The sequence below is a fragment of the Streptomyces sp. NBC_01351 genome (assembly GCF_036237315.1).
Taxonomy (GTDB): domain Bacteria; phylum Actinomycetota; class Actinomycetes; order Streptomycetales; family Streptomycetaceae; genus Streptomyces.
In genome coordinates this window covers 8,127,319-8,151,702 of record NZ_CP108356.1, presented here as the reverse complement: position 1 = coordinate 8,151,702, position 24,384 = coordinate 8,127,319, and the positions used below count along the sequence as shown (strand labels likewise).

Below are 24,384 nucleotides of genomic sequence, written 5' to 3'. Positions count from 1 at the left end.
TCAGCCATAGTGCGGGGCCGGTCCACCGACCGGCCCCGCGCCCATTTCACTCGGTCCCTAGCCGGCGGCCGTGCGCCAGATCTGAATCAGGCAGTACTGATCCGTACCATCCATCTTCTCTTCGAGGCCCGGCGGCATGGGCAGCGGTTCCCGGGTTCCCGCCAATGGAGAGGTGAACTCCCCGCGCTCACGGTTGAATATCCACTGCCATCGCATCCCGTACAGACCGGACGAGGGCAGGACCAGGGGGATCTCCTGCTGCCCTCCATCGATGGTTTCCAGCGCGAGCTCACCCTCGGGAAGCTCCACTTCCACGTCCTCCGCGCCCGACCACGAGGCATCGCTTGCGGGAGGAGCGGTTGACCAGCTCTCCAGACGGACCGACGCCCGAATCACCTGGGGCGGCACTTGCAGATACACCATGCCGGGGGCGGAAAGGAGCCACTTCGTACGATCCGCGTGCGGCGAATATGTATCGACGCTCGTATCTACCAGCCCAAATATGCGATAACTCGGAGAAACCGTAGTCTCGAAACTATCCAGCAGCCTGCTCAAGGGTCACCTCACATGTCATCAATCGAGTCGCGAGTAGCAGTATGCCCTCGGACGCGTGGACGGCTTTGTGCGCGGTGAGCCGATGCAGGCGCCGACGAGGTGCGCAGTCGAGTCCAACGAGTCCGCGAGCAACGAAGACCAGGACGGTGGCCTCCAGCCCGCGTCACCCCACCCACGATTGGCTTCTGGACTGGCTCGCCTCACCGCCTACGACGCAGACGACGAGCGAGCACTTGGCCGCGCCCTGCCCCGCCCCGGCACGTGGTGCGGCCGGGTCACTCCTGGTTGAGCCAGCCGCATACGTAGTACTGCTGGTTCGCGTCCCGCTCGATGATCCATTGGTTGAGGACGTCGCCCGCGAGTTCCCCGGTGTCGGGGTCCCGTCGGGTGATCTTCGCTTCCACGCTGAGCTCGTTCATGCCCTTGGGAATCTCGAAGGGCTGGAGTTCCCAGCGGTCCACGAAGTAGCCGTTGAGAGCGAATCCAAGCAGGCCCGAGCGCAGTCGGGGGCAGGTGCCTCGGCGCAGCGAGGTCATGTCGTGGTCGGCCAGGCCGTTCATGTAGAGCGCGAAGACGCGCTCGATGGCTTGGCGGTCGAGGGCGGTGTGTGTGGGACTGCCCGTGGGGGTGGGGGCCAGCGTGGGGGTGAGGCTGGGGTTGGGTTCGGGGATGGACGGGGCGGCCGTGGTGGGTGCGGCAGCGGAGGGAGACGGGGACGGGGAGTGGTGGGTGGGCGCCTTGGAGTCAGTCGCGCGGGTGCGGCCGGCGTCGTCATCGGGGGATCCGGACTCCGGTAACCACCAGGGCATCGCGATCAGGGCTACCACGACGACCGCCGCCAGGCCGCCCAGCAAGTACCCCCGCCGTTGGGCAGGACGGGCAGGGCCAGGCGCCGGTGGGGTCAGCCGTCCCGCCCCGCGGCCGGCGCCCGATGCCGTACCCAGCCGCAGCGTGGACGCGGATGTCGGCGCGGGGTCCGGCCGGGAGGCCTCGGCTTCGCCCGCGGGTCCGGCGAGCAGGTCGTACGCCTCCTCGGCGGTGAGTCGCTGCGCTGGGTCCTTACGGAGGAGGCCCGTCAGCACGGGGGCGAGCTCCCCGGCGCGGACGGCGGTGGCGGGTTCTTCGGTGGCGACGGCTACGAAGACGGCCCAGGAACCGGAGCCGCTGAACGGAGGGTGGCCCTCCACGGCGGTGAACAGGGTCGCGCCCAGGGACCACAGGTCGGATTCGGCGGTCGCCGGGAGACCGCGTACCTGCTCGGGGGACATGTAGACCGGGGTCCCCATGAGGGCCCCCGACCGGGTCAGACCGGGCTCGCCCTCCACGGCGGCGATCCCGAAGTCGGTCAGCACCACCCGGTCGCCTTCGAGCAGTACGTTGGCGGGCTTGATGTCCCGGTGGGTGACGCCCGTGGCGTGCACGGCGCGCAGCGCGTCCAGGACCTGGCGGCCGATCCTGGCCACCCGGGCCGGCGGAAGCGGGCCGTCCTCCTTGATCAGGTCGTCCAGGGAACGGCCGTGGACGAGTTCCATCACGATCCACGGGCGGCCGTCGTCGCCGGCTATCCGGTCGTGGACGGTGATGACCCCCGGGTGTTTCAGCCTGGCGGCCGCGCGCGCCTCGCGGTCCAGGCGGCCGATCCAGGCCTCCCGCCCGGAGGCGTCGAGGTCGTCGGGGAGCCGGAGTTCCTTGAGGGCGACCTCCCGGTCGAGTTGCTCGTCGTGGGCCCGCCAGACGGTCCCCATGCCGCCCTGGCCGAGCAGTTCGGCCAGCCGGTACCGGCCGGCCAGCAGTCGTCCGCGATCGTGAGTCACGACCGCGAACCTAACCCAACGCGCCTCGTCGTGAGAACGCCCCCCCCTGCTCAGGTGCGGTGCCGGGCCGGCCGGTTCACGTTCAGTTCGAGTTGGCCTGTGGTACTCGATGGACGCCGCCCGCTCCATGCGGGAAGCGAAGGTGATCGCCCTGGTTCCTGCGGCACAGCACAGCAAAACGCCCACCCGGTGCCGACAAACCAATGGGGCGAACAGCAGACCGGCCGAAACTGCGGACGAGATGGGGGAATTCCAGGATCGCGACGGCTCAACCTACTCGTCAGACTTCACCTCGCCCACCGACTGAGTCAACGAGGGGGCCCCGACCGCTGCGCCCGAACACCGAAATCGCGTCGCCCACCCGGCAGTTACCCCTCAACGACGCCTCACCGCCCCAACCGAAACGGCGAGGCCAAGGGGTGGTGGCAGGCGGTGAGCCCGTTGTTACCGGACCGGAACGCTTGGCTGGAAAGCGCTCTCCGCGGTGGGGCGGAGGACTGTCGCGGGCAGACTGGCCGGGAATGCACGAGGGAGCGAGCGTAGGGGGGGTGTGCGGGATGGGCATACGGGGGCGCGCGGCGGTGGTTCGGTGACGGCGTATCACATCAAGCATCTGCCGACCGGGACTCTGCCCGAAGACGGTGTGGCCACCTGGTCCGTGACCGGGGACGGTGTCGCCTCCCGGTCGGTGTCCGGAGGCGGTGTCGCCACCTGGGCCGTGGCCGACGCCGAACGGTGGCGGAAGGCGGCGGTCCCGAGCTTTCTCGCCCCGGCCGTGGGCGGCTGGGGCCTGGCCGTCCTGGTGGCGACGGCGTACGTCCTGCTGTTCGGGCTCTCGTCCGGGTCCGCGGCCTGGCACAGCGGGCCCGGGGACGGGACGGACTGGCTGCGGTATCCGGGTCTGATCCTGCTGACAGCCCTGCCGCTCTGGTATCGGTACGTTCCGGTCGCGGCCATACCGGCGGCTGTGTTCGTCGCTGTGGAAGCGGTCCTGACTCTGGCCCGGCCCGGAGACGTGGACCATCCGGCGAGGGCCGGGTGGTTGGTCGTCCTCGCCGCCTGCGCCGTCGCGTTCACAGGAGGCTGCCTGCGGCTGCGGGCCCGACGCCGACAGCGGGCCATGGCCCTCGCCGCTGCGGGAGAGCGCCGCTTCCCGCTGCCCGACGGCACCCCGGAATCGGACGGCCGCCGCGGCCACCAGCAGGTCTACCTCGGGCTGGCGCTCTGCCTGGTCGCCGCAGCCATCCTCACCGACGGCCTGTTCGGGGAACCGAGCGCGTCCGGCGTCGCCTACGACGCCGTCGGGCAGCAGGGCATCGGCCTGGTGCTCCTTGTGGCCGGTACGACCTTCTACGGCCGGGGCCAGCTCGCCCACCGGGCGGCCTGGCGCTTGCACGGGGAGCCACAGCCGGCCCTGATCGTGGGCGTGCGGGCCGGGGCGGACGGACGCCACTGGGTATGCGCGGACGCCCGCACCCGCTCGGCAGCGCCCCTGATCGCGTACGTTCCCCGCAAGAGCGACACCCGCGCCAGGACGCGGCTCCTGGGCAGCGGCTCGGCGTACGGGGTGGGGAACGGGCACCACGACATCGACCCGAAGCACGAGCCCTTCGAAGCGGTCCTGTACGGCACCCTCGCGGAGGGCGACGAAGTCGTCCTCGAATACGCCTGTGCCGAATACCACCGCCACCAGGAGATGGGGCGGATGTACGCGACCGTGACCACTGCCCCGCTCCGCCCGGACCGCCGCCACGGGCTGGGCCCGTGGGAACCGGCGGACGGCCCTGCCCGGCAGCATGAGCGGCTCCGCGAAGGCCGGGAGAGGGCGGAGCGCCACCGGGAGGCGCAGCGCGAGGCGGAGAAGCGCCGCAGGAACCCACCGCGCGGCCCGTCGACCCGGGGGCACGGGAGCGGCTCCGGCAACCGGCACAACAGGGGCGGCTGCGGGTCGAGCTGCGGCGGCTGCGGGGGCGACTGAGCCCCGGCAGCCGTCAACAGCCCGCCGTCAGTGGCCGGGCGCCGACAGCGGGCTCCCCCCGCTCTGCGGGGTCTGGGAACCGGGCCCGTCCGCATACCTGTCGGCTGGCGCTACTCGGTCTGAAAGGCTCCGCGGTCGATGTCGAAGACGGGCGGCCTCCCGCCGCCACGACCTCGGCACTTGCGGTGTGCAATCTGGTCGGCAGGCTGTGGGATGACGGCCTTGATTCCCCGTCTGCGTAGGTAATCACGGATAGCGCGCGACGAGTAGGCCTTGTCTGCGAGGACGATGGCTGGTCGCACCCCCCGAGGTCTGCCGAGCGGACGGGGGACACGAATCGCGGCCATCACCGTCCCGAACGCGGATGCGTCCCCCGCCTGGCCTGAAGCGAGCACGAAGACCAGCGGGCGGCAGTTGCCGTCGGCCGCCAGGTGAACCTTTGTGGTCAGCCCGCCTCGTGACCGCCCGAGGGCGTGATCGTCAAGCTCGTTCCCCAGCGCCCCCTTTCGCGAGCTCCGGCGGAGTGCTGATATGCGCGGACGATCGTGGAGTCGACTGCCACGCCCCAGTCCAGATCACCTTCGGTGTCGGCTCGCGCAAGCATGGCGCTGAACACTCGGCCCAGGTGCCGTCAATGGCCCGCTCGCGTACACGCCGAGCCCGAGCAGTCCGGCGCCCCTCACCGTCCGGCCGGTGGCTCTCTCGATGCCGCGCGGGCCTGCCACGGCCTCCCGGGCGTCCGCCTGCCGGCTCCGTCCGTCGGCGGCCGCCGCGAGCCTGACGGCCGGTCGCGGGCGCCCCGCGAGGATGGCGGGATGACAGACGCTTTCACCACCCGGACCATCGACGTCACCACCGGCTCCACTGAGACCGTCCACGATCTGACCGCCACCTGCGCCCGATTTCTCCGCGACGTCGCCCGAGGGCGCGACGGGCTCCTCAACGTGTTCACCCCGCACGCGACGGCCGGGCTCGCCGTCCTCGAGACGGGCGCGGGCAGCGACGACGACCTGCTGGACACCCTGCGTAAGCTGCTGCCTGCCGACGACCGCTGGCGACACCGGCACGGCTCCCCCGGCCACGGCCGCGACCACGTGCTCCCCGCGCTCGTACCGCCACACGCCACTTTGCCCGTCGTCGGCGGCGAACTTGCCTTGGGTACGTGGCAGTCGGTCGTCCTCGTGGACACCAACCGGGACAACCCCCAGCGCACCGTACGGCTGTCCTTCCTCGGCTGATTCGAGGCCGCTCCCGGGAAGGTGGCGGCCGAAGCCCGGGCCCGCGTCCGTGGGTCACCGAGCAGGGCCTGGAACTGACGAGCCCTGCCTGCGGCCGGGGCTCGCGCCCCCTCCCCCACCGCGCCGCTGGGCAGCGGACCCGGCTTCCCGCTGCGGCTCGCAGCCACACCCAAGGCGACGGACGCGGGAATCGTCCGACAAACATCTAGGCGTATCGTCTTGGGTTGCTTTACTCAACCAAAACCTTTCACACCGTGTCCTACAGCCGCAAGCGCGACCATTTAGGGCAAAAATGGGCGGTCGTCGGGAGCCATTACGCAGTCACCGAGAACAGTCACCATCAAGGGACTGTTCCTGAATCTGAATGCGGAGGTATCACGATTGCCGAAAACAAAAACGAGCTGCAATGTGGGGCGTTCCACCGCCTTGGTCCTCGCGGTTTCCGTGACCGCCTTGTTCGCGCTTGCGAGCCCCAGTCAGGCCGCTTCCTCGTACGGCATAAAAGCCGTCGCCATCGCGGCCTCCAAGAAGGGCGCTCCTTACGTCTACGGGGCCACCGGGCCCAGGGAATTCGACTGTTCGGGCCTCACCCTCTACGCCTTCCGGAAGGCCGGCCGGACCCTTCCCCGTACCGCGGATGCGCAGTACGAGAGCACGCTCCGCATCTCGTCCACCCAGCGCACACCCGGTGACCTGGTCTTCTTCCCCAAAGGAAGCACTATGGGCCACGTCGGCATCTATGCGGGACATGACAAGATCTGGCACGCCCCCAAACCGGGCACCCGCGTGCGGCTAGAACGTATCTGGACCGGCTCAGTCCGCTATACCCGGGCCAATTGAGCGCCCGCCGAAACCGCCACCCCGCCCCGCCCGACCCCGGGCCCTGCGATGAAACCGGCGCACGTGTGACCACCTGGAGCATGGACCATGTTCGCGAAACACGGCGGCGGTGTATGTGCATGCCCTGAACTCAGGTGTGCTGGACCGACGTGCCGCCACCCGGTCGACCATGCTCCGGACCAACCTTTGAGTTCTCCGCGACCTCCAGGGAATAGTTGGCGCGCGTGCCGGTCGAATGAGTCCTTTGCTGTCCTTTGCTTCTGGAGCAGAGCTGCCTCGGGACGTCCGGGGTCACCGTTCAGCGACCTCATGAGCTCGGGGGCGTAGCGGTTCTCCGGCAACCACGCCGTGCGGATCGACGGCGTCGATGGAGGCCAGGCTGCGGGCGAAGTCGTCCCCCTGGAAACGGGGGTCCGTGCGCCCGGAAGTCGTCGGCGGTGTCCTTGAGTTGGCCCGAGCGGGCGTCGTGATTGGCCCGCGATCAACGCCCCTGTCCAGAGAGGGGTTGTTCGGCGAACGAGGTGCGGTAGGCGCGGGGGCTGGTCGCCAGGCGGGATGTGAAGTGCTGGCGCATGGTGACTTCGCTGCCGAAACCGGACCTGCGGGCGACCTCGGGCATGGGCAGGTCGGTGCGCTCCAGGAGTTTCTGGGCCATCGCGATGCGGTGGTCCACAAGCCAGCGCAGCGGGGTGGTTCCGGTGGCCGCCGCGAAGTGCCGGGCGAAGGAACGCGGCGACATCCTGGCGCGGGCGGCGAGCGCGGCCACGGTGAGTGGCTCGTCGAGATGCGCAAGGGCGAAGGCACGCACCTCGGCCAGCGCGTCCGCGTCGCGGTCGGCGTGCGGGGTCGGATGTTCGATGAATTGGGCCTGGGTGCCGGTACGGAAGGGTGCTGTGACCATGGAGCGGGCGACTGTTGCAGCTGCCTCCGCGCCGTGCGCGGCGCGCATCAGATGCAGGCACAGGTCGATGCCGGCGGCGGTGCCCGCAGCTGTCCACAGGTTGCCGTCCTCGACGAACAGGGCGTCCCGCTCGACCCGCACCTGTGGGTGTCGGGCCTCCAGCAGGTCGCTCAGCGCCCAGTGGGTCAGCGCCCGGCGGCCGTCCAGCAGCCCCGCCTGGGCGGGTGTGAACGCGCCGCCGCACAGCGCGGCGATGGTGGTGCCCCGGGCGTGGGCGCGGCGCAGCGCAGCGAGGACGGGCTCGGGCGCTGGGGTGACGTGGTTGTCCAAGCCCGGTACAAGGATCAGTTCGGCGCGGGGTAGCCAGGCGAGGGTGCGGTCAGGTGTGAGCGCGAGCCCGCCGCGCATCGGTACCGGTTCGGGGCCCTCGGCCACCCGGCGCAGCTCGAACGCGGGGACCCCGTGGTCGGTGCGGTCCGTGCCCCATACCTCAGTGATCACCGACACATCGAAGGCCCGGATGCCGGGGAAGGCGAGCAGGGCAATGCGGTGGGCCGGTGCGGGTCGGGTCATCCTGGCAGTAAACCATCGATCGCTGTCTTTTTGCCTGCTGTGAGAGACCGCACCTGGGCGGCAGGATCGTGGACATGAAGATCACGCAGAACGCGGCGCTGGTAGTGGTGGACGTGCAGAAGGGCTTCGACGAGTCGGAGTTCTGGGGCCCGCGCAACAACCCGGCCGCCGACGAGAACATCGCCTCGCTGATCGCGGCCTGGCAGAACACGGACCGGCCGGTCGTATTCGTACGGCATGACTCGAACGAGCCCGGCTCGCCGCTGCGGACCGGGTATGAGGGAAACGATTTCAAGGACTACGTCGAGGAGCGGCGCGGCAAGGGCGGCGGGACGGAGCTGTTCGTCACCAAGTCGGTGAACTCGGCGTTCTACGGCACCCCCGACCTTGACGGCTGGTTCAAGGCGTCGGGCGTCACCCAGGTCGTACTGGCCGGTATCCAGACCAACATGTGCGTGGAGACCACCGCCCGCATGGGCGGCAACCTCGGTTACGACGTGCTGGTCGCCCTCGACGCCACCCATACCTTCGACCTGACGGGCCCGAATGGCTGGCATCTGACGGCCGACGAACTGGCCCGAGCGAGTGCCGTCTCGCTGCACGGTGGGGGCTTCGCTCGGGTGGTGACGACCGGCGAGCTGGTGGCCGCCGTCCGCCCCTGACACCCCATGTCGGGGGTCGCATTCGACCCTAGCTGCCTATGGCCCGGTGCGAGCGGATGTGTTCTTGTCGCCGCCCACGGTGCTCGTCGATGAACGAGGACCGGTCCGGTAGTCCCACCGGGGAGAGTTTATGCACTGGAGTTTTCGGCTCTCCCTTCGGAACGGTCGGGTTTGTCCCAGGTCCGCCAGGATCTTGTCGATGCGGTCGCTGGTGCAGCGGTGTCGCTCGACTTCGCGGTCCCAGCCACGTTCGGCGGCGTCGAGGGCGAGGGTCTGCACGACTTCACGTCGGGTGCTGGCGGCGCCTGGCCGAGTGGACCGAGGCCCGGCGTGTGGCCCCGGCTCCACGAAGCGCTCTTGGTCAAGCTCCGCAGCGCGGACGCCCTGGACTTCTCCCGGGCGGCGGTCGACGGCTCCCACATCAGGGCGCCAAAAGGGGCCCCAAGACGGGACGAAGCCCTGTTGGCCGGGGCAGGACCCGCAGCAAGCACCACTTGATCACCGATGCCACCGGCATCCCGCTCGCCGTCACCCTGACCGGCGGCAACCGCAACGACGTCACCCAGCTCATCCCACTGCTCCAGGCAGTGCCGCCCGTGCGCGGCAAGCGCGGCCGACCCCGGCGCCGCCCCGACACCGTGCTCGGTGACTGCGGCTACGACCACGACAAGTACCGCCGCCTCGTCCGCGCACTCGGCGTGAAGCCACTGATCGCGCGACGCGACACCGAACACGGCTCCGGACTCGGCACCCAACGCTGGGTTGTCGAGCGCGCCTTCGCCCACCTGCACTGGTTCCGCCGCCTGCGGATCCGCTGGGAGATCCGCGACGACATCCACGAAGCCTTCCTCACCCTGGGATGCGCACTCATCTGCCGGCGACGCCTGTCACAGCTGACCCGAGCCCTTGTCCTCCCGCAGTAGCCATTCCCTGACCGAGGGAGCATGGTCAAGGAGCTGGCTGACCTGCATGCCTTCTTCGCGTGAGGTCACCCTAGGCAGCGCGGCGAAGTCATCGGGAAGCACGTCCAGCAGGCTCATCACGCGGTCTCCCGCACGCAGAGTGATCAACAGCTCGCACCGCAGCTGACGCGGGACGTCCGGGCGGTGGGACAGGCTGTTCCACAGGGCCGGCCACAGGTAGTGGGCTCCGTCAGGCGCCGCATTCGCTCGCACCCACGCTGGGTCCAACCGCTGGTTCAGGCTGAGGTCACACGCCCGCTCCTCCAGCCTGAACAGCGAGGCCGAATCGATGGCTTTCACCTCGCGAGGCAGCGGCTGATCGAAGTGCATCGCCCCATGCTGCCCGACAGCACCCCGGGACGAGGCGTCGACCCCAAAGAGTCATTCCGTTAGGAGTTCTGAGGCGGGCCACCAGATCGGGGAACCGGCCCTGGATCAGCGACCCGCGCCGGGTCTGGAGGAGTACCCAGCCGCCCTGCTCGGCCGGAGTGAACAGCGGGACCCTGTGTCCGTCGAATTTCTGCTCGAAGGCCGGCGAGCCCAGCACTCCAGGGGCCCGGCACCGACTCCGCAGCGCCGGCATCGGCTCCATCGGCGGTCTCAGCGTCACTCCGGGATCTGTCTCCCTCGCGGCCTGGTCAGCCTGCCCACTCCGGACCGACCCGGCACCGTGGGTGTCTCTGTATCAGCGAAGTTGGTCGCCGCAGATGCTGCTGACCTGCGTGGACTGGAATGACCGAGACAGCCGTCACGGCCGGGATGTCCCGCTCGCCCCGGTAGAGATGGCGAGCAATTCCGACGCCCCGGCCGGAGGTTCCCGGACGAAGTCAGCCTGCTCGTCGGCCATCCAGCGTGCGGTGGCCAGGCGGGCCGCGGCCATGCAGAGATCGGTGTGGCCCGCCGCGCCGTCTGCCGGTCGTAGCCGGGTACTTCAGGTTTGCTTTCCGAGCCGGAGCCTCAGCTGTTGGCCAGGGTGCGGTCGAGGAGGGGGAGCAGGCGGTCCCAGTGGCGCTGCAGTCCGGCGGGGTTGAAAGCATCGGTGTCGGACATGGTGAAGCCATGGACGGTGCCGGGGTAGATCTCGGAGGTGTAGCCGACACCGGCGGCGTCCAGGGCCCGGTTGAGCGCGCCGAGGGCCTCGGGCGTCAGGTCGCCTTCGGCGTGGCCGAAGTGGACCTGGGCGGTGATCTTGGCGAGGGTGTCCGGCCCGTCCGCGCCCACGGGTCCGTGAAATGCGGCGACGGCAGCCACCTGGCGGGGGTGGGCCGCGGCGGTGCGCATCGCCAGGAGGCCGCCTATGCAGTAGCCGGTCACCGCGACCGGTCCGGCCCCGACCTCGGGCTGGGCGGTGAGGAACCTGAGGTAGGCGTCGGCGTCGCTCAGGACACGTTCGGGGGTCTGCGCCTCGATCAAGGGCATCACCTGGGCCATGAGCGCGGGCCGGACCTCTTCTCCGATGTGCTCGGGAAGGTCGATCACCGGTGCCGGGCCGTGCCGGTAGAAGAGGTTGGGGACGAGCACGTAGTACCCGTGCCCAGCGAGTTCGCGGGCCATCTCCCGCAGCACGGGGCGGATGCCGAAGCCGTCCGCGTACATCAGCACCCCTGGGCGCCGCTCGCCACGGTCGGGGAAGGCGGCGAAGGCGTCGGCATGGCCGTCCGCGGTGGGAATCTGCAGCGTCTTGGTGGGCATGAATTCTCCTGTCGTGGTTGATGTGTCGAGCCTGATCAACATGACGGAGGCGGAGCCCTCGCAGCAGCGCAAGACCTTCGATCCAACAGCGGTCCCGCACCGGCCCGTACGGCGCTCAGAAGAGCGCCGGGTCACCAATCCGTGTGTGGCGCAATGCCGTCCCGGTATTCATGGCCGCAGAGCATAGCCCACCGGGCAAAAGTCGACGCCGGCACCCCAGTCCACAGTGCGCGGTTCACGAGCATGACGTGGCCAACACCTCAGATCCTGACGGGGCTGGTGCAGGTGGGACAGGCAATGTCCGTGACACGCAGGGACGGCGAACTTGCCTGAGATCGCCGCGAACGCCCCTCCGGCCGCTCGGTGCGCTTCTTCTCCTGGGCTCGGGAGTTCCGTTCGCTGATGATGAGCCGCAGCCGCTCGTCATGGGGAATCTGCCATGGCCTCTGTGTCTCGCCGCATCGTCGTTCGGGCACTTCATACCCCTGACGGCGTCGCAGACCGGCCAGGGCTTGCTGAGCCACAGTCTGCGGCCCAGCTGCTCGTACAGCGGCAGCTTCTCCTGCGGCCGGAGCGTTCGCGGGGCCGGCACCGGCGCCGCCCGAGCGCTCCGGACCGGCGGCTTGCCGGCGTCCGCCTTCGTCTTCGTCTTCGTCTTCGTCTTCCAGTAGTCGAAACAGTCGGACCGCCCGTCTACTGGAAACTGAGCTGGTGCGGATGTGCAGGGGTGGCGGGGCAGGTGTGGACGCGCATGAGGCCGCGGCCGAGGTAGACGCCGGTCGGGTCGCTGATCCGGCTGTCCGGTACGGAGTCCCGGTCTTCCAGCGGGATCCAGCTCTCCGAGGCTCCGTCCCATTCACTGACGGCCACGGTGATCAGGGGAGGCATGGGTGTTCCGCAGACCTCGCAAGCGATGTGCGCCGGATCGGTGAGGTGCCATGAGGCGAAGCCGCCGACCTTCCAGCCGGGCGCGATGGACAGGTCACCCCGGTAGGTGACCTCGTATTCCTCATCCGCGTGCGCGGCGGCCATGGCCGCCTCGTACTCCTCGTACGTGTCGAAGCTGGACGGGGTGGAGGAGTCGAAGGCGTCATCGTCTTCCTCGTCGTTGCCCACCTCCCACTCTTCAATGGCTTCCTGGAGGTCCTCGTCCAGCAGACCCTCGTACTGGTGCTCCACGACCTGTTCGGGGTGCAACACGCATGTGTTCGGCACGCATTCGGCCCTGCCCACCACGACGGGTTCCGGGATCACGGTGAGGGCCTCACCGACGTCCTGGGAGCGCCGCCACTTCAGCACGACGTCGATCGTCCGGCCCGGACCGTGCGCTTCGAAGGGACACCACAGGACCTGGAGCAGGTCACAGCCGTCCGGCCCGGTGAGGTCGGGGATGTCGCGGGTGAACAGCTGCGCCGCGGCGAGCAGCGGAATGGGGTCCGCGTCGCCGATCTGTGGGGCGTGCGGTCCTGGCTGGAGGGTGTCCAAGATCTCGCGTTCCGCTTCGGTGGGACCTGAGTCGGGATCGCGGTGCCACGCTTCGTCGAGGATCCGGCGCTGGAGGCGCACGTCCGACAGCCGATGCCCGATGCCTTTCGGGTGATCCGCGGTGCACACGGGCCACGGCTCGCCGGTGGGCCACAGGAACGGGCCGGCCACCGAGCTCTCGTCGGCTTTCGGGTCGCCGTGGCGCGGGTGGAGGCGGGTGCTGGTACGGCGGTGGTCGGCGAGTGCGGGGAACAGGGCCTCGGCGTCGACCGGGCGGGGCGGTGTGGTACGGGTCATGTGATCCTCAGTTCCGGCTGGTCGCCCGTATGACGACCCGATCAGACCGGGTTGGCGCGCTCCCAGGCGTCCCGGACATCAGCGGAGATACGGCCGTGGGGGCGTAGTTGATAGCCGTTCGCGCGTGCCCATTCTCGGATGCTGTCGGTGCTGACTGCGGGTCTGGCCGGAGGCTGTGGGTAGTCGATGGCGGGCGCCGTGGAGGGGGCGAAGGTGATGGGAGGGTCGAGGAGGTCCTTGGGGAACTGCGGGACGGACGTTTCTCCGCTCAGGACCGATGTGAGGAAAGCGGTGAGGCTGCCCTTGTAGGTGTGCCAGCGGGGGCCGCGGGCTTCGTTGACGGCGATGCGCCAGTTGTCGGGGGCGTCTTGGGGGTCAGTGATCCAGAACAGGTATTCGCCGTTGGAGGTGACACCGATGGCGAACAAGTGCTGAGGATCGTATGGAACGGGGTGAGTGCCCTGCTCGCAGTCGCGCTGGAGATGCCCGCGGATGCGTGAGGGCATGGGTCCGGTGAGGTTGACCCAGGGAGTGTTTGCCCGCGGGTGGTAGATGTTGATGTAGTCGCTGTAGAGCCCTGGCCCGTATGTGGCGGCGAGCTGTTTGTAGTCCTCTGGCAGGCGCATACCGAGCTCGGCTTCCACGGCGTTCCAGTCGATCGGGAGCTGCGGTGCGGCAGGCGGCGGGCAGAGGCGGGTCAGAGCGGTGAGGTCGGTCATTCGATTCCTTGGGCGCGGCGGATCTACTGGGCGGCCGTCACTGATGTGGGATGTCGATGCCGGCGGCGCGCAGGTTCGCCTCGACCAGCGTGTTCAACCGGGCGATGGAGGGTGCCTGGGCTTCCCGGTGGTGGTTGACCAGTCCGTACCGGGCGGAGGCCTCGGATCGGTTCTGAGATCCGGTCGGCATCGCTAGCAGGGCGCGGTCGGCCAGCAGCTTGTCGGCCAGCGCGGAGGCCAGTTCCTCGATCCGCGGGTCGTCGGGATCCCAGGACGCCGCACTCAAGCCGTGCTTGGTCAGCTCGACGAACTCGGGATCGTCGAGCCCGTGTTCAAGCCTGTTCAGGAAGGTGGCGAAGACCTCCGGGACCAGCGCCCGGGCCAGCACCAGGGCCTCCCGTTGAGTGGCCACGTACTCGGGGCTGAAGCCGAGACCGGCGAGCCGGTCCAAGACCGCGCAGGCCCGGTCGGGCAGCAGGGCCCGGTCGCCATGGGCGAGCCGGTGCAGAGTGTCGCGTCGCGCGATCAGATCCTCGATCTGTTCGGTGAGCCGACGATGGACGTCGTCCAGGGCGGCGGCGAACCGCTCGGGATCGGCGTCGAGCAGGTCACCGATCTCGGCCAGCGGGACGCCGGCCGCGGCAATGGTTCGGACCTGGACCAGCCGGAGGAGGTCGGCCGACAGGTAACGCCGGTAGCCAGAACCGTCACGTTCCGGCTCGGCCACCAGGCCGAGCCGGTGATAGTGCCGCACGGTCTTGATCGTGACGCCGACGAACGCCGCTGCCTGACCGATCGTGAGCCCGTTTGTCATCGACTCAGCACACCTCCGGATCGTGGTCGCTCAGATTGAGGCACGGGTTGCGGGTGATCACAGGGGCGAGGGTAGCCCGCATCTGCGTCGAGACCGGAACGGCCGTGATGGAGGTTGACCTTGACCTTGGGTCAGGGTGCACGCTCATCGCATGGCCGCCTCGAAGGGGGCCGGTAGACAAGGAGATTCATCATGGGTGAAATCAACAGCGGCTTCTCCGAAGCAGGGCTGCACAGGCTGCGCGGGGTGCTGGCAGGGCACGTCGAGTCCAAGAAGATTCCCGGGCTGGTCGCTCTGGTAAGCCGCGGCGGCCGGACGCACGTCGAAGCGATCGGGACGATGCGTCATGAGGGTGGCGCGCCGATGCGCCGGGACACGGTCTTCCGGATGGCGTCCACGTCCAAACCGGTCACGACGGCAGCGGCGATGGTCCTTCTCGACGAGTGCAGGTTGCGCCTTGACGAGCCGGTGGACCCGTGGCTGCCCGAACTCGCCGACCGCAGGGTGCTGAAGCGACCCGACGGCCCGCTGGAGGAGACCATGCCGGCCCGGCGGCCGATCACCGTACGAGACCTGCTGACCTCCACGTTCGGGCTCGGAATGGATTTCGCTCTGATGGACTCCCCGATTAGGGCCGCGACCTTCGAGCGTCTCGACTACAGCGTGGCATCCGGGCCGGCGCCCGACCCGGACGAGTGGATGCGCCGCCTCGGCGAGCTGCCGCTGTCGTACCAGCCCGGCGAGCGGTGGCAGTACGACCTCAGCAGCGAAGTGCTCGGCGTGCTCGTAGCCAGGGTCACGGGGCAGCCGTTGGAGATTTTCCTGCGCGAACGCATCCTCGATCCGCTGGGGATGAAGGACACCGCCTTCCACGTGCCCGCCGAAAAGATCGACCGACTGCCGCCCCTGTACGGGCCCGACCCGCAGACCGGAGAGTTCCTCGTGTGGGACGAGGCGGAAGGCGGAAGGACCAGCCGGCCCCCGGCATTCCAGGGCGCCGGCGGCGGACTGGTCTCCACCGTCGACGACTACCACTCCTACTTCCAGATGCTGCTGAACCACGGCATGCACGGCAGCGAACGGATCCTGTCCCGGCCCGCCGTCGAGCTGATGACCACCAACCGCCTCACGCCCGAGCAGCAAACTGCCCGGGACACCATGTACAGGAACATCGCCCACCTCACGGTCGGCCAAGCACAGCAGGGCGGCTGGGGCTTCGGGATGGCGGTGCGCACCCATCGTGGCGACCACACGCCCATCGGCCAGTTCGGCTGGGACGGCGGTACCGGCACCACCGCCTACGCCGACCCGGCCAACCAGCTCACCGGAATCCTGCTCACCCAGGTCGGGATGTCCACCCCGGACTCCGCCCGCCTCATCCACGATTTCTGGACCACGCTCTACCAGGCCATCGACGACTGACACCGCGCTCGCAGAGCTCGGTGCGGCCGGTTCACATGCGCAGACGGACTGGCCGGCCAAGGTAGCGGCCCCGTCGCCACCGGCAAGGCGCTCTCTTCCGCTCCCCACTCGATTCAGGATGGAAGCGAGTGGGGCGTCGAGCAGCCCTGGTCGATTCCAGGGCTGTGATCGCTCTTCGTGATGACTACGGCTACATGAGGATGGACTGCTCCGCCGCTGTACGTCTGGGCTTTGTCAGGGGCCGTGAAGCTCGGTCTCCCATGCCTCAAACGGAGGCTCCACCTGGTATCCGGGGTCACAGCGTCCACGGATCCACTGGGCAGCGCGGTACTGGGCATCCCCGTCGTTGAGCGTCTGTCCGTGATCATCGACTTCGAGAACATTGGCGAAGATCGCAAAGACCATCTCGAGGTCTGAGCCGAATTCGAGCAAGTGGGCGCGATAGTCGATCCCCTCCAGCAGATCGACATCCACAGTGCCGTTGCCCAGGTAGAACGCGAAGAACCGGAGGGCGGCTCGTACATCTGTCGGAAGGTGTGTCACGAGATCATCTTCCACGAGACCGGTGAAACGTGTTCGGCCGGCCGGCCGGCCGTCCTGCCGGCTGGGTGGGGGCGCGGGCAACAACAGGATTACAGGCCCTGCGGGCCGAGCCGCGGCCGGAGCAGACGCGCGGCAAGCACCCTGACCATATGCGGGCGCGTTCGCGTCGTTGTGCTGCGAGGACCTCGGGGTGGCGGGCGTTTCGGTTGCGCCAGCGGAGGTAGGCGTGCAGGCCCGGGTCTGGGCGGTGTGGTTGGGGTGGTTCGAGTTGGCGAGGGTGAACTGCCGCAGCGGTCCGAAGTGGGCCTCGCTGCACTCTATCCCGACCGTTCTGCTCCGCAGACCGGAGTGACCCCCAACCGGCTGGCGGACCAACTGGTTTGGCGCCAGTCTGGTGGCAAGAGGGAGGGGTGTCCGTGGTCGTGATCAACTCTGTGTGGGCAGGAGCCGCGTGGCTCCTGTTGCTGATCGCTGCCGGTTTGCGCCTTCGCCCCGGCAGGCAGCCGGTGCCCGACCCACTCGGCCGGCGGCTCTCTCCCGTCGAGACGGGCCTGCTGCGCGGGGGCGGGCGGGGTGCGGCGCAGACCGGGCTGGTCGAGCTGTATCTGGCAGGTTCGGTCGAGGCCGGATGGCGGCAGACCGTCCAACCCGGCGAGGCCCGACTGCCACGCGGCTGCTCCGAGGTGGCCCGCGCCCAATACCACGCGCTGTACGGGCCCCTGCACCCGCGCCGCCTACAAGGCAGAGAGCGGGTGCAACGTGCCGTCCAGGGAGTGTCCACGGAACTGGAGCGGGCGCGGCTGGTGGTGTCCCGCAGACGGGTGTGGGTCGTACGGATCCTGCTGTTGCCGGTCTTCGTCACCACTCCGCTCCGGGCCGCCACGGGCGGGCAGACGGCAGTGTGGACGGTGCTCGGCCTTCTCGCCGACGCCGGCGCGGTGGCCTTGTGGGTATGGCCCTGGCGCACCCTACGCGGCGCGACGCTCCTCGCCCAGCGGCGCCGCGACCACGCGGGAGTCCGCCGGGCGACCGAACGCCGGCCGGACGCTCTGCTGCTGAGCGTTGCGCTGTTCGGCGCCCCGGCGCTCCGCGCCCAGCTCCCCCGGTTCACCGAGGAGAGCGGCCTGCTGACCCGACCCTCGAGAGAACCCATGAACCGAGGCGGCGGCTCCGGCGAAGCGTTCGCGAGTTGCGGGGGCTAAAGGGTGTTGCAGAAGGCCTGTTTCGGGCGGGCCGGGGTGGTGTTTGACCTGCTGTTTCAGCATGTCATGCCGAGGTTGTGCATGGTGGCGACGGCCTGGACGGCGTGGTGGAGGCCGTCGCCTTTCTGACGGCAGTCGCGGAGGATCTTCCAGTTCCTCATGCGGGCGAAGGCATGCTCGACGCGGCCACGGACCCGGCGGTGTTCGGCGTTGTCCTCTGCCTGACCGCGCAGGAGAGGCCGTCCGGCCCTTCTGCGGTGCGGCACGATCAGCTCGGTGCCCAGGTAGGCACCGTCCGCGATCACCGTCGTCCCGGCCGCCGCGGCCGGCAGGTAGTGGCGGGAGGAGGCACCGACCTGCCGGTCGCGGACCGGAATGAGTGTGCCGTCCACCATCCACAAGCGTTCGATGTCCACGACGGGCCGCGGCGCCGGCTCCAGCGCGAGCAACGGCCGGAGGCGCTGGATGACCCGGCAGACGGTGGCCGGGGAGATCCCGAAGAGCGGAGCGAGCTGCCGCATCGTGAGGTTCGTGCGCTAGCACACCGTCACCAACAGAAATCGGTCCGCCAGCGGCAGGCACCACGGCCGGCCCCCACCGGGCCCGTTCCCACCCCGCTCCCGTACCACCTTCACCAGCCTCGCGAACCGGTCCATCCGCAAGCCCGTGCACGTCTCCACCCACACCAGCTCAGCCCGCAACACCCCACCCATACAGGCAAAATGCCTAGAATGCAGGCTTCTGTAACCCCCTTTCGGTCGTGTCTCATAATTGGTCCTGTGATCGGTTGGGTGCGGGGTTGGCGTCGGCGCAGGGCTGCGGCGCGGGATGCGTCGTTGGTGGAGGAATGCGTCGTCGTGGCGGCAGACGCCGATGAGCCGCTGATGGTGGTCTTCGAGCCGATGGGCAGCCTGTATGAGGTGCCTGCGGGCGAGCACCTGACGGTCAGCTTCAAGGCACGGCCCGGTGAGGGTGGCGATGTTGAGCACAGGGCGGACTACGTCTCCGTTTGTGCGGGGCTTTCGGGCACGATGACCGCATGGACCGCAGCGGGCGCGGAGATCGACCTTCTCACGGGCTGTCCCGAAGCCACAGGACCAGCGACGCAATGACAACTCCGGCGCGGTAGCGGAAGGCAAGCTTGTCGAACCGGGTCGCCACGGCCCGGAACTGCTTCAACCGGGAGAAGCACCGCTCCACCACGTTGCGTCCTCGGTAGGCCTCCTTGTCAAAGGCCCGGTGGTCGCCCGCCGCCGGCGCCCCGACGTAGCCGGTTGGCGATCTGGTCGCGGCGCTCGCGGATGGTCGTCTTGATCCTCCGCCGGCGCAGGACGTGGCGGATCTTCCGGGAGGAGTACGCCGTGTCCGCGACCACCCGGTAGGGCCTCGCGCGTGGTCGGCCAGCGTCGACGCGCGGGACGCGTATCGCGTCGAGCACGACGGGAAGCAGTGTGCAGTCCGCCGTGGTGCCGGCGCTCAACACGATCGACAACGGCAGGCCCCGGCCGTCCACCGCTGGGTGGACCTTGGTGATCAGCCCGCCCCTGGACCGGCCGAGCCCCTCGCGACGCGCAACTGCTGCCGAAGCTTCCGGTTCATCCCCGGAGGCAGCCCCCCTTTTTCGCGCGCCAGCGCCACAAGAGGCACGGCATGAACGTGCAGGTCATCGCCGACCCCCACGGCCGGCTGCTGTGGGCCTCGTCAGCACTGCCGGGCGCGGTCCCCGACATCCGGGCGGCCCTCACTCACGGCATCCTCGATGCTCTGGCCGAGGTGGGCGTGCGGTGCTGGGTCGACAAGGGGTACCAAGGTGCCGGCTCCGCAGTGCGGGTGCCCTTCCGCGGCCACTGGGAGCAGCTCTCCACCGGCCAGCGGGCCGTAGACGTCTCTCACGCCGGCTACAGCGCGCCCTCGCCCTCCGCCGACAGGGCGACAGCCGCCATGACCACGGGGAATCGTTGACATGCCGTGACTGAATAACATGAGGCGAGGCTGCAAGTTCATGCCTTTTCACTCGGGAACCCGGAGCACTCCGCCATGAAGTACACCGTCTCCATCGAGATCGCCCTGCCGCGGGAGAGGGTAGTACAGCTGCTCGCCGACCCGGCACACATGTCGAAGTGGCTGCGGGGTCTGGTACTGCACGAGCCGCTGAGTGGGGTGCACGGGCAGGTCGGTACCACATCGCGGGTCGTGATGCAGATGGGGAAGCAGAAGATGGAGTGCACCGAGACCATCACGCGCCGGGAACCGGCAGACCTGCGCGGGATCCCGAAAGGGCACGTCGTTCACTTCGACCGCGAGATCGTCGGCGAGGGCATGTGGAGCGCCGTGCGCGACCGGCTGACCGAAACCGGCCCCGAGACGACGCTCTGGGAGAGCGAGAGCGAATACCGGTTCAGCGGTTCGCTGATGCGGCTGGTGGGGCTTCTGATGCCCGGCGCCTTCCGCAAGCAGTCGCAACAGCACATGCAGGACTTCAAGGCCTTCGCCGAGCAGGGAAAGGACGTTCGCGAAGCGCAGGACTGATCTACGATCAGCGTTCGTCTCCCGAAGAGTGGTGAGCAGCCAACGTGACGGCGGGCCGACCACTGAACCCCCTCCAACTGACGGGTGGTTGGACAGGCGCCCCAGCGGTGGGCACGAAGAAAGTTCCTGCCTGCTCTCGCGACCGCTGGAGCAGGCCATGGCGACCGTGCGCAAGAAGGCGTACGCGATTCTCGGCGGCACCGTGCTGCCGATCGACCGTATCGCCGCCGACCGCCCGTTCTACTCGGGAAGAAGAAGCACCACGGGACGAACGTGCAGGTCCTCGCCGACCCAGCCGGTCGCCTCATCTGGGCCTCGGACGCGTTTCCCGGAGCCACGCACGACCTGACCGCGGCCCGGATCCACCGCATTCCCGCTGCCTTCGCCACCGATGACATCAAGTGCTGGGCCGACAAGGCGTATCAAGGCGCCGGTCCCGCGATCCGCGTTCCGATCCGGGGCAAGCATCATCGCGGCCGGCGTCACAACCGGGACCACGCCAAGATCCGCAGCCTGGGCGAACGCGCACGGGATCTCCGCCGACCGTGGGAGCCACCGGCGGAACCGAACAGACTCACCCCAGCCCGGGTCCGTCGCGGGCCTAGGGCGGTGGGCCCAGTGGCAGGGAACGGAGCCAACCGAGGGGGACGAGCTGCCCTTCTGACCCTCATACAGAGTCGTCGGGCACGCTCGCCGCGCTTCCTCAGGGGCACGACAACCTACTGGATGCTCCAGCGGTGCGGATGCTCAGGATCGCCGGGACAGGCGAATACGTTGAGCTCGCCCCAGCGGCCCACAGTGACCTCCGTGGGACTGGCGCAACGGTGAGTGGCCTGGTTGTGGTCCTCCAGCGGTCTCCAGCTGCCGCTGCCTCCATCCCATTCCGAGCTGTCGATCGTCAGCAGCAGGTGCATCGGCGTCGTGCAGGTCAGGCAGTCCATGGGATACGGGTCGGTCGCGTGCCAGGAGGCGAAGCCGCCCGCGCGCCAGCCGGGCGGGATGGACAGGTCGTACTGGTAGCCGGGCGGCTCTGTCGTGCTTTCGTCCGCCGACTGCTCGGCTTCCTCTTCAAAGGCTTCCTCCCAGGCGTCGATCCGGGCGCACAGTTCCTCGGGCAGCAGGCCGGCAAACGGGTAGGTGACCACCTGCTCCGGGTGCAGCACACAGGGCTCGGGAACGAAGCCATCGGATCCGACGACCAGCGGCTGTGGCGGCGCGGTCAGCACCTTGCCGACCTCCCAAGACCGCCGCCAGCGCAGGTGCAGCTCCAGGTCATACCGGCCCGGGCCGTGCGCGTTGAAGGGACACCAGAACACTTGGAGCAGATCGCAATCGCCCGGCCCCGCCGGCAGGTCGGGCACATCCCGCCGGTACAGCTGCGCAAGGCCGATCATCGGCAGCGGGTCTGTCTCGGATGCCCCGGGGATCCGGTGCTCCCGGTGCAGCTCGCCCAGGAGCTCCCGTTCCGCATCCGTCGGGCCATGCGGATGCTCGCGGGCCCACGCGGAAGCCAGAACCTGCCGATAGCGACGGATGTCAGCCGGGCGCCGACCACGCCCACGGCCGTGGGTCTCGCCGCACACCGGCCACGGCTCGTCCGCCGGCCACAGCATAGGACCGCCCACGGAACTGGCCGAAGGGTCTGGTCTGCCCGGCCGCGGATGGAGCCGAGTTGTCGTTCCCCGAAAGGCGGCCAGTTCCGGGAAGAGCGCCTCGACATCGAGAGGGCGCGCGGGCGTGGTCCTCGTCATGAACGCGACCTTAGACGCCTGAAAGCCCCGGTCACCGCACACTCCCGGCCGCCGCAACCCAGCACCGGCGTAGTCGGAGCCCGTTCCACAGAGCAACTCAGGCGGCTGCGTCACCGCTCATAGGCGGGTGGTGAACCGGCCGTCGGGAGCCCACCGGTGGCAGCCACGGGCAGGCCGTGCCATCACCATGGGACCGTCTCCGCGTCCTCGGAAGGCGGCTACAAGCGCCCTCACCCGGGCCGTGCATCCCCAGGAGACCGGGCCCCCGGCCGCCGCCGAGAATCCCGGCCTCGCCGTGTGCTTCCGCTGACGGCTCGTCGGTTCGTTACTGCCGCGTCGGGCCTCTGTCACGCGGGGCAAGGCAGCAGGGAATCAACATGGTTATCCGGGGCTGCCCCGGCCCGCCCGGCCTCACCAGGTCCCGCGCCCCGTGGCTGCCGAGTGAGGATCGGGCTGGGTGAAGTAGTCCGGGTCCTTGGGGCGGGATGCGTCGTGGCGGGTGGGACGGTGAGCTGGTTCCAGGTGGGGTATGAACTTGGAGCAGTGGATGTAGGCCTCCTCGACGGTGAGACGGACCCATATATCGGGACTGCGCCCGGGCGCGATGTCCGCAGGCAGGCCGGGGTGGATGTGGCGTAGTTCCCTGTCGCGGTGGACATGGGCCACACCGTTGACGTGAAGCCCCACGTGATGGTGGGTGAAGTCCACGAAGAGCATGCCGAGGTGAGGGTTCTCGGTGATGTTGCCGGCGCTGGCGAGTACGCCGTTCCCGTGGAATTCGGGGTAGGCGAGGGTCTGTTCGTCGATCACGTGGACGAATCCCGGGGGTCCGGCCCGGAAGCTGGCGTCGCACTCCCCGTGGGAGTCTGCGGTGGCCAGGAAGACCATTGCCTGGCGCGCGATGAACCCGCGCATCGCGGGTGTGAGGCAGGAACGTACCTGTTGATCGTAGAAGCGGGCGGCACGGTCGGCGGTGCCCAATTGCTGCTGCAGATGGTGTTCACCTGCTGATCCGAAAGGCGGCGGAGGCGAGGTCACGAAGGTTCTCCTGGGAGGGCGGAGCGGGAGGAGCGGCTCAGCGGGTGAACAGGACGGGAGTCTCGAACGGATCGTGATGGATGCGTTCGGGCAGGGTGCCGCCCCGGGTGAGCGTCTCGCCGGCGGAGACGACCATCCGGGCAGGGCCGCTGAGGAAGACGTCGTGCTGGTACCACGGCCCGTACTCGGCCAGGACTTCCGGCAGGGATCCCCGGATTCCGGGGATGTACTCGTGGGAGACGGCGCCCCTGATGGTGAGCCAGTGGTGCCGTTGGGCCATCCGGAGCATGTCGTCGACCCCGTACAGCTCGGCGCCGGTGCGGGCGCCGAGGAACAGGTCCACTTGATGGCGTCCCCCTCTCTGGGCGACCTCTTCGACGAGTGCGCGGATCGGGGCGAGACCGGTGCCGCCGGCGACGAAGACCAGCTCGCGGTGGACGGCCGCGTCCAGCACCATGTCGCCCATCGGGGCCCCCAGCCGGATCACGTCGCCCACCGCCGCCCGGTGTACCAGCGCGTCGCTGACCGAGCCGCCGGACACCGCGCGCACGTGGAAGGTGAGCGTGCCGTCGTCACGGGGTGCGTTGGCGGCGGAGTAGTAGCGCCACTGCTTCGGCCACCACGGGGTCTCGACGCTCACGTACTGTCCGGCGGCGTACTCGTACGGCAGGTCGGGACGTACGGTGATCTCGGCGATGCCGTGTCCGCGCGGGACCCGGCGCACGATCGTGGCGGGCCACACGGCGGGCCGTAGCGCTTCGTCCTCCTCGGCCGCGCCGATCATGACTTGGGCGACCGCGCCGTATGCCTTCGTCCAGGCGGCGGCGATGTCCGCGGTCCACGCCGGGCCGGCGTAGCGGGCCAGAGACGCGAGGAGGCATTCGCCCACGGCAGGGAAGTGCGCGGCGAGGGTGCCGAACTTCCGGTGGTCCCGGCCGAGGTGTCCGCAGAAGCGGACCAGGCTTTCGGGGTCGTCGACCAGGTCCACGATGCGCAACAGGGCGCGCAGGAGGCGACCGCGCTGGGCATCCATCCCCGGCGGGAACATCGGACGGACCTCTGGATAGCGGGCAAAGAGGATGGCGTAGAAGTAGACCGTCATCTCCGCGGCCAGCGGCTCGACCACCGACAGGGACGCCCTGATGAGGTCTGTCTCGTGATCCGTCAAAGGGGCTTCGACGGGCTCCGGCGCTGCGGTGTCTGCGATGTCCGCGGCCGGGACGGGTACCGGGTCCTCGGGAGTCGGGAGGGCGGAGGTGGCAGGGGTGCTGCTCGGCCGACCGATCCGGAACCTCAGGAACGGGGCGGTCATGAGTCCTCCAGAAGTCGTGACACGTGCATTTCGGTTGCTTCGGCCGGGCCTGACCGG

The 24,384-nt window shown here is 69.2% G+C and carries 21 protein-coding genes and 6 pseudogenes; 11 read left to right on the top strand and 16 right to left on the bottom strand.

Annotation, left to right across the window (positions count from 1 at the left end; translation table 11 throughout):
• Positions 1-57 precede the first annotated feature (57 nt).
• Positions 58-555, bottom strand: a complete 498-nt coding sequence (locus OG625_RS37485; protein WP_329389893.1) for a hypothetical protein — start codon at positions 553-555, stop codon at positions 58-60.
• A 275-nt stretch (positions 556-830) separates the two neighbouring features.
• Positions 831-2,369, bottom strand: a complete 1,539-nt coding sequence (locus OG625_RS37480) for a serine/threonine-protein kinase (protein WP_329389891.1) — start codon at positions 2,367-2,369, stop codon at positions 831-833.
• Between the two features lie 589 nt (positions 2,370-2,958).
• On the opposite strand from OG625_RS37480, the gene OG625_RS37475 reads away from it, so the two are divergent.
• Positions 2,959-4,347, top strand: coding sequence for a hypothetical protein (locus tag OG625_RS37475; RefSeq protein ID WP_329389889.1), 1,389 nt, complete (start codon positions 2,959-2,961; stop codon positions 4,345-4,347).
• Positions 4,348-4,481: 134 nt separating this feature from the next.
• Here OG625_RS37475 and OG625_RS37470 read toward each other — a convergent pair.
• A pseudogene (locus OG625_RS37470) lies at positions 4,482-4,832 on the bottom strand (transposase); the annotation flags it as partial.
• Positions 4,833-5,162: 330 nt separating this feature from the next.
• Between OG625_RS37470 and OG625_RS37465 the strand changes: the two are divergent.
• The gene (locus OG625_RS37465; protein WP_329389887.1) at positions 5,163-5,585 is read left to right on the top strand and encodes a secondary thiamine-phosphate synthase enzyme YjbQ; all 423 of its coding nucleotides are present in this window, start codon (positions 5,163-5,165) and stop codon (positions 5,583-5,585) included.
• Positions 5,586-5,993: 408 nt separating this feature from the next.
• Positions 5,994-6,425 carry a C40 family peptidase gene (locus OG625_RS37460; RefSeq protein ID WP_329389885.1) on the top strand — a complete coding sequence of 144 codons (432 nt, stop codon included), beginning with the start codon at positions 5,994-5,996 and terminating at the stop codon, positions 6,423-6,425.
• A 481-nt stretch (positions 6,426-6,906) separates the two neighbouring features.
• On the opposite strand, the gene OG625_RS37455 is transcribed toward OG625_RS37460, so the two are convergent.
• Entirely contained in the window at positions 6,907-7,899 is a 993-nt protein-coding gene (locus tag OG625_RS37455) for a GlxA family transcriptional regulator (RefSeq protein WP_329389884.1), read from the bottom strand.
• Between the two features lie 74 nt (positions 7,900-7,973).
• Between OG625_RS37455 and OG625_RS37450 the strand changes: the two genes are divergently transcribed.
• Together OG625_RS37450 and OG625_RS37445 are read left to right on the top strand one after the other, a co-directional pair.
• Entirely contained in the window at positions 7,974-8,561 is a 588-nt protein-coding gene (locus OG625_RS37450) for a cysteine hydrolase family protein (RefSeq protein WP_329389882.1), read from the top strand.
• A 38-nt stretch (positions 8,562-8,599) separates the two neighbouring features.
• Positions 8,600-9,484, top strand: a complete 885-nt coding sequence (locus OG625_RS37445) for an IS5 family transposase (protein ID WP_329389880.1) — start codon at positions 8,600-8,602, stop codon at positions 9,482-9,484.
• On the opposite strand, the gene OG625_RS37440 is transcribed toward OG625_RS37445, so the two are convergent.
• The 5 genes from OG625_RS37440 to OG625_RS37420 form a co-directional block, all read right to left on the bottom strand.
• Positions 9,449-9,853, bottom strand: coding sequence for a hypothetical protein (locus OG625_RS37440; RefSeq protein WP_329389878.1), 405 nt, complete (start codon positions 9,851-9,853; stop codon positions 9,449-9,451). The two genes, OG625_RS37445 and OG625_RS37440, sit on opposite strands and share 36 nt — an antisense overlap.
• Positions 9,854-10,480: 627 nt before the next feature.
• Entirely contained in the window at positions 10,481-11,215 is a 735-nt protein-coding gene (locus OG625_RS37435) for a dienelactone hydrolase family protein (protein WP_329389876.1), read from the bottom strand.
• 693 nt (positions 11,216-11,908) lie between these two features.
• Entirely contained in the window at positions 11,909-12,997 is a 1,089-nt protein-coding gene (locus OG625_RS37430) for a hypothetical protein (RefSeq protein ID WP_329389875.1), read from the bottom strand.
• A gap of 41 nt (positions 12,998-13,038) precedes the next feature.
• The gene (locus OG625_RS37425; RefSeq protein ID WP_329389873.1) at positions 13,039-13,716 is read right to left on the bottom strand and encodes an Lsr2 family DNA-binding protein; all 678 of its coding nucleotides are present in this window, start codon (positions 13,714-13,716) and stop codon (positions 13,039-13,041) included.
• Positions 13,717-13,753: 37 nt separating this feature from the next.
• Entirely contained in the window at positions 13,754-14,530 is a 777-nt protein-coding gene (locus tag OG625_RS37420; RefSeq protein WP_329389871.1) for a MerR family transcriptional regulator, read from the bottom strand.
• A gap of 192 nt (positions 14,531-14,722) precedes the next feature.
• Here OG625_RS37420 and OG625_RS37415 point away from each other — a divergent pair, with 192 nt between their 5' ends.
• Positions 14,723-15,952: a serine hydrolase domain-containing protein gene (locus tag OG625_RS37415; RefSeq protein ID WP_329389869.1), complete on the top strand. Its 1,230-nt coding sequence runs from the start codon at positions 14,723-14,725 to the stop codon at positions 15,950-15,952.
• A gap of 234 nt (positions 15,953-16,186) precedes the next feature.
• Here the strand turns inward: OG625_RS37415 and OG625_RS37410 are convergent, their stop codons facing one another.
• Both OG625_RS37410 and OG625_RS37405 read right to left on the bottom strand, forming a co-directional pair.
• Positions 16,187-16,495 carry a DUF7677 family protein gene (locus OG625_RS37410; RefSeq protein WP_329389867.1) on the bottom strand — a complete coding sequence of 103 codons (309 nt, stop codon included), beginning with the start codon at positions 16,493-16,495 and terminating at the stop codon, positions 16,187-16,189.
• Positions 16,496-16,637: 142 nt separating this feature from the next.
• Positions 16,638-16,804: pseudogene (locus tag OG625_RS37405) on the bottom strand (IS630 family transposase); the annotation flags it as partial.
• 101 nt (positions 16,805-16,905) lie between these two features.
• Between OG625_RS37405 and OG625_RS37400 the strand changes: the two are divergent.
• Complete coding sequence (locus OG625_RS37400; RefSeq protein ID WP_329389865.1) at positions 16,906-17,697, top strand: TIGR04222 domain-containing membrane protein; 792 nt, start codon at positions 16,906-16,908, stop codon at positions 17,695-17,697.
• A gap of 56 nt (positions 17,698-17,753) precedes the next feature.
• On the opposite strand, the pseudogene OG625_RS37395 reads toward OG625_RS37400, so the two are convergent.
• Positions 17,754-18,410: pseudogene (locus OG625_RS37395) on the bottom strand (transposase family protein).
• A 66-nt stretch (positions 18,411-18,476) separates the two neighbouring features.
• Here OG625_RS37395 and OG625_RS37390 point away from each other — a divergent pair.
• On the top strand, positions 18,477-18,809 hold the full coding sequence (locus tag OG625_RS37390; RefSeq protein ID WP_329389863.1) for a hypothetical protein: 333 nt from the start codon (positions 18,477-18,479) through the stop codon (positions 18,807-18,809).
• Here OG625_RS37390 and OG625_RS37385 read toward each other — a convergent pair.
• Positions 18,769-19,330 (bottom strand): annotated as a pseudogene (locus tag OG625_RS37385) (IS5 family transposase); the annotation flags it as partial. The gene OG625_RS37390 and the pseudogene OG625_RS37385 overlap by 41 nt on opposite strands.
• On the opposite strand from OG625_RS37385, the pseudogene OG625_RS37380 reads away from it, so the two are divergent.
• From OG625_RS37380 to OG625_RS37370, 3 genes and pseudogenes are all read left to right on the top strand, one after another.
• Positions 19,264-19,593 (top strand): annotated as a pseudogene (locus OG625_RS37380) (transposase family protein); the annotation flags it as partial. The pseudogenes OG625_RS37385 and OG625_RS37380 overlap by 67 nt on opposite strands.
• Positions 19,594-19,734: 141 nt before the next feature.
• Positions 19,735-20,226: an SRPBCC family protein gene (locus OG625_RS37375; RefSeq protein ID WP_329389861.1), complete on the top strand. Its 492-nt coding sequence runs from the start codon at positions 19,735-19,737 to the stop codon at positions 20,224-20,226.
• Between the two features lie 84 nt (positions 20,227-20,310).
• Positions 20,311-20,703, top strand: a pseudogene (locus OG625_RS37370) (transposase family protein); the annotation flags it as partial.
• 242 nt (positions 20,704-20,945) lie between these two features.
• Here the strand turns inward: OG625_RS37370 and OG625_RS37365 are convergent.
• The 3 genes from OG625_RS37365 to OG625_RS37355 all read right to left on the bottom strand — a co-directional run bounded on the left by OG625_RS37365 (position 20,946) and on the right by OG625_RS37355 (position 24,327).
• Positions 20,946-21,977, bottom strand: coding sequence for a hypothetical protein (locus OG625_RS37365; RefSeq protein ID WP_329389859.1), 1,032 nt, complete (start codon positions 21,975-21,977; stop codon positions 20,946-20,948).
• A 411-nt stretch (positions 21,978-22,388) separates the two neighbouring features.
• Positions 22,389-23,015, bottom strand: a complete 627-nt coding sequence (locus OG625_RS37360; protein WP_329389857.1) for a pyridoxamine 5'-phosphate oxidase family protein — start codon at positions 23,013-23,015, stop codon at positions 22,389-22,391.
• A 37-nt stretch (positions 23,016-23,052) separates the two neighbouring features.
• Entirely contained in the window at positions 23,053-24,327 is a 1,275-nt protein-coding gene (locus tag OG625_RS37355) for a globin domain-containing protein (protein WP_329389855.1), read from the bottom strand.
• Positions 24,328-24,384 lie beyond the last annotated feature (57 nt).

Bases quoted from the DNA above. Each gene is read 5' to 3' on its own strand.
- OG625_RS37465 (WP_329389887.1), top strand. From the start codon at position 5,163: ATGACAGACGCTTTCACCACCCGGACCATCGACGTCACCACCGGCTCC.
- OG625_RS37455 (WP_329389884.1), bottom strand. From the start codon at position 7,899: ATGACCCGACCCGCACCGGCCCACCGCATTGCCCTGCTCGCCTTCCCC.
- OG625_RS37450 (WP_329389882.1), top strand. From the start codon at position 7,974: ATGAAGATCACGCAGAACGCGGCGCTGGTAGTGGTGGACGTGCAGAAG.
- OG625_RS37445 (WP_329389880.1), top strand. From the start codon at position 8,600: ATGGCCCGGTGCGAGCGGATGTGTTCTTGTCGCCGCCCACGGTGCTCG.
- OG625_RS37440 (WP_329389878.1), bottom strand. From the start codon at position 9,853: ATGCACTTCGATCAGCCGCTGCCTCGCGAGGTGAAAGCCATCGATTCG.
- OG625_RS37435 (WP_329389876.1), bottom strand. From the start codon at position 11,215: ATGCCCACCAAGACGCTGCAGATTCCCACCGCGGACGGCCATGCCGAC.
- OG625_RS37430 (WP_329389875.1), bottom strand. From the start codon at position 12,997: ATGACCCGTACCACACCGCCCCGCCCGGTCGACGCCGAGGCCCTGTTC.
- OG625_RS37425 (WP_329389873.1), bottom strand. From the start codon at position 13,716: ATGACCGACCTCACCGCTCTGACCCGCCTCTGCCCGCCGCCTGCCGCA.
- OG625_RS37420 (WP_329389871.1), bottom strand. From the start codon at position 14,530: ATGACAAACGGGCTCACGATCGGTCAGGCAGCGGCGTTCGTCGGCGTC.
- OG625_RS37415 (WP_329389869.1), top strand. From the start codon at position 14,723: ATGGGTGAAATCAACAGCGGCTTCTCCGAAGCAGGGCTGCACAGGCTG.
- OG625_RS37375 (WP_329389861.1), top strand. From the start codon at position 19,735: ATGAAGTACACCGTCTCCATCGAGATCGCCCTGCCGCGGGAGAGGGTA.
- OG625_RS37365 (WP_329389859.1), bottom strand. From the start codon at position 21,977: ATGACGAGGACCACGCCCGCGCGCCCTCTCGATGTCGAGGCGCTCTTC.
- OG625_RS37355 (WP_329389855.1), bottom strand. From the start codon at position 24,327: ATGACCGCCCCGTTCCTGAGGTTCCGGATCGGTCGGCCGAGCAGCACC.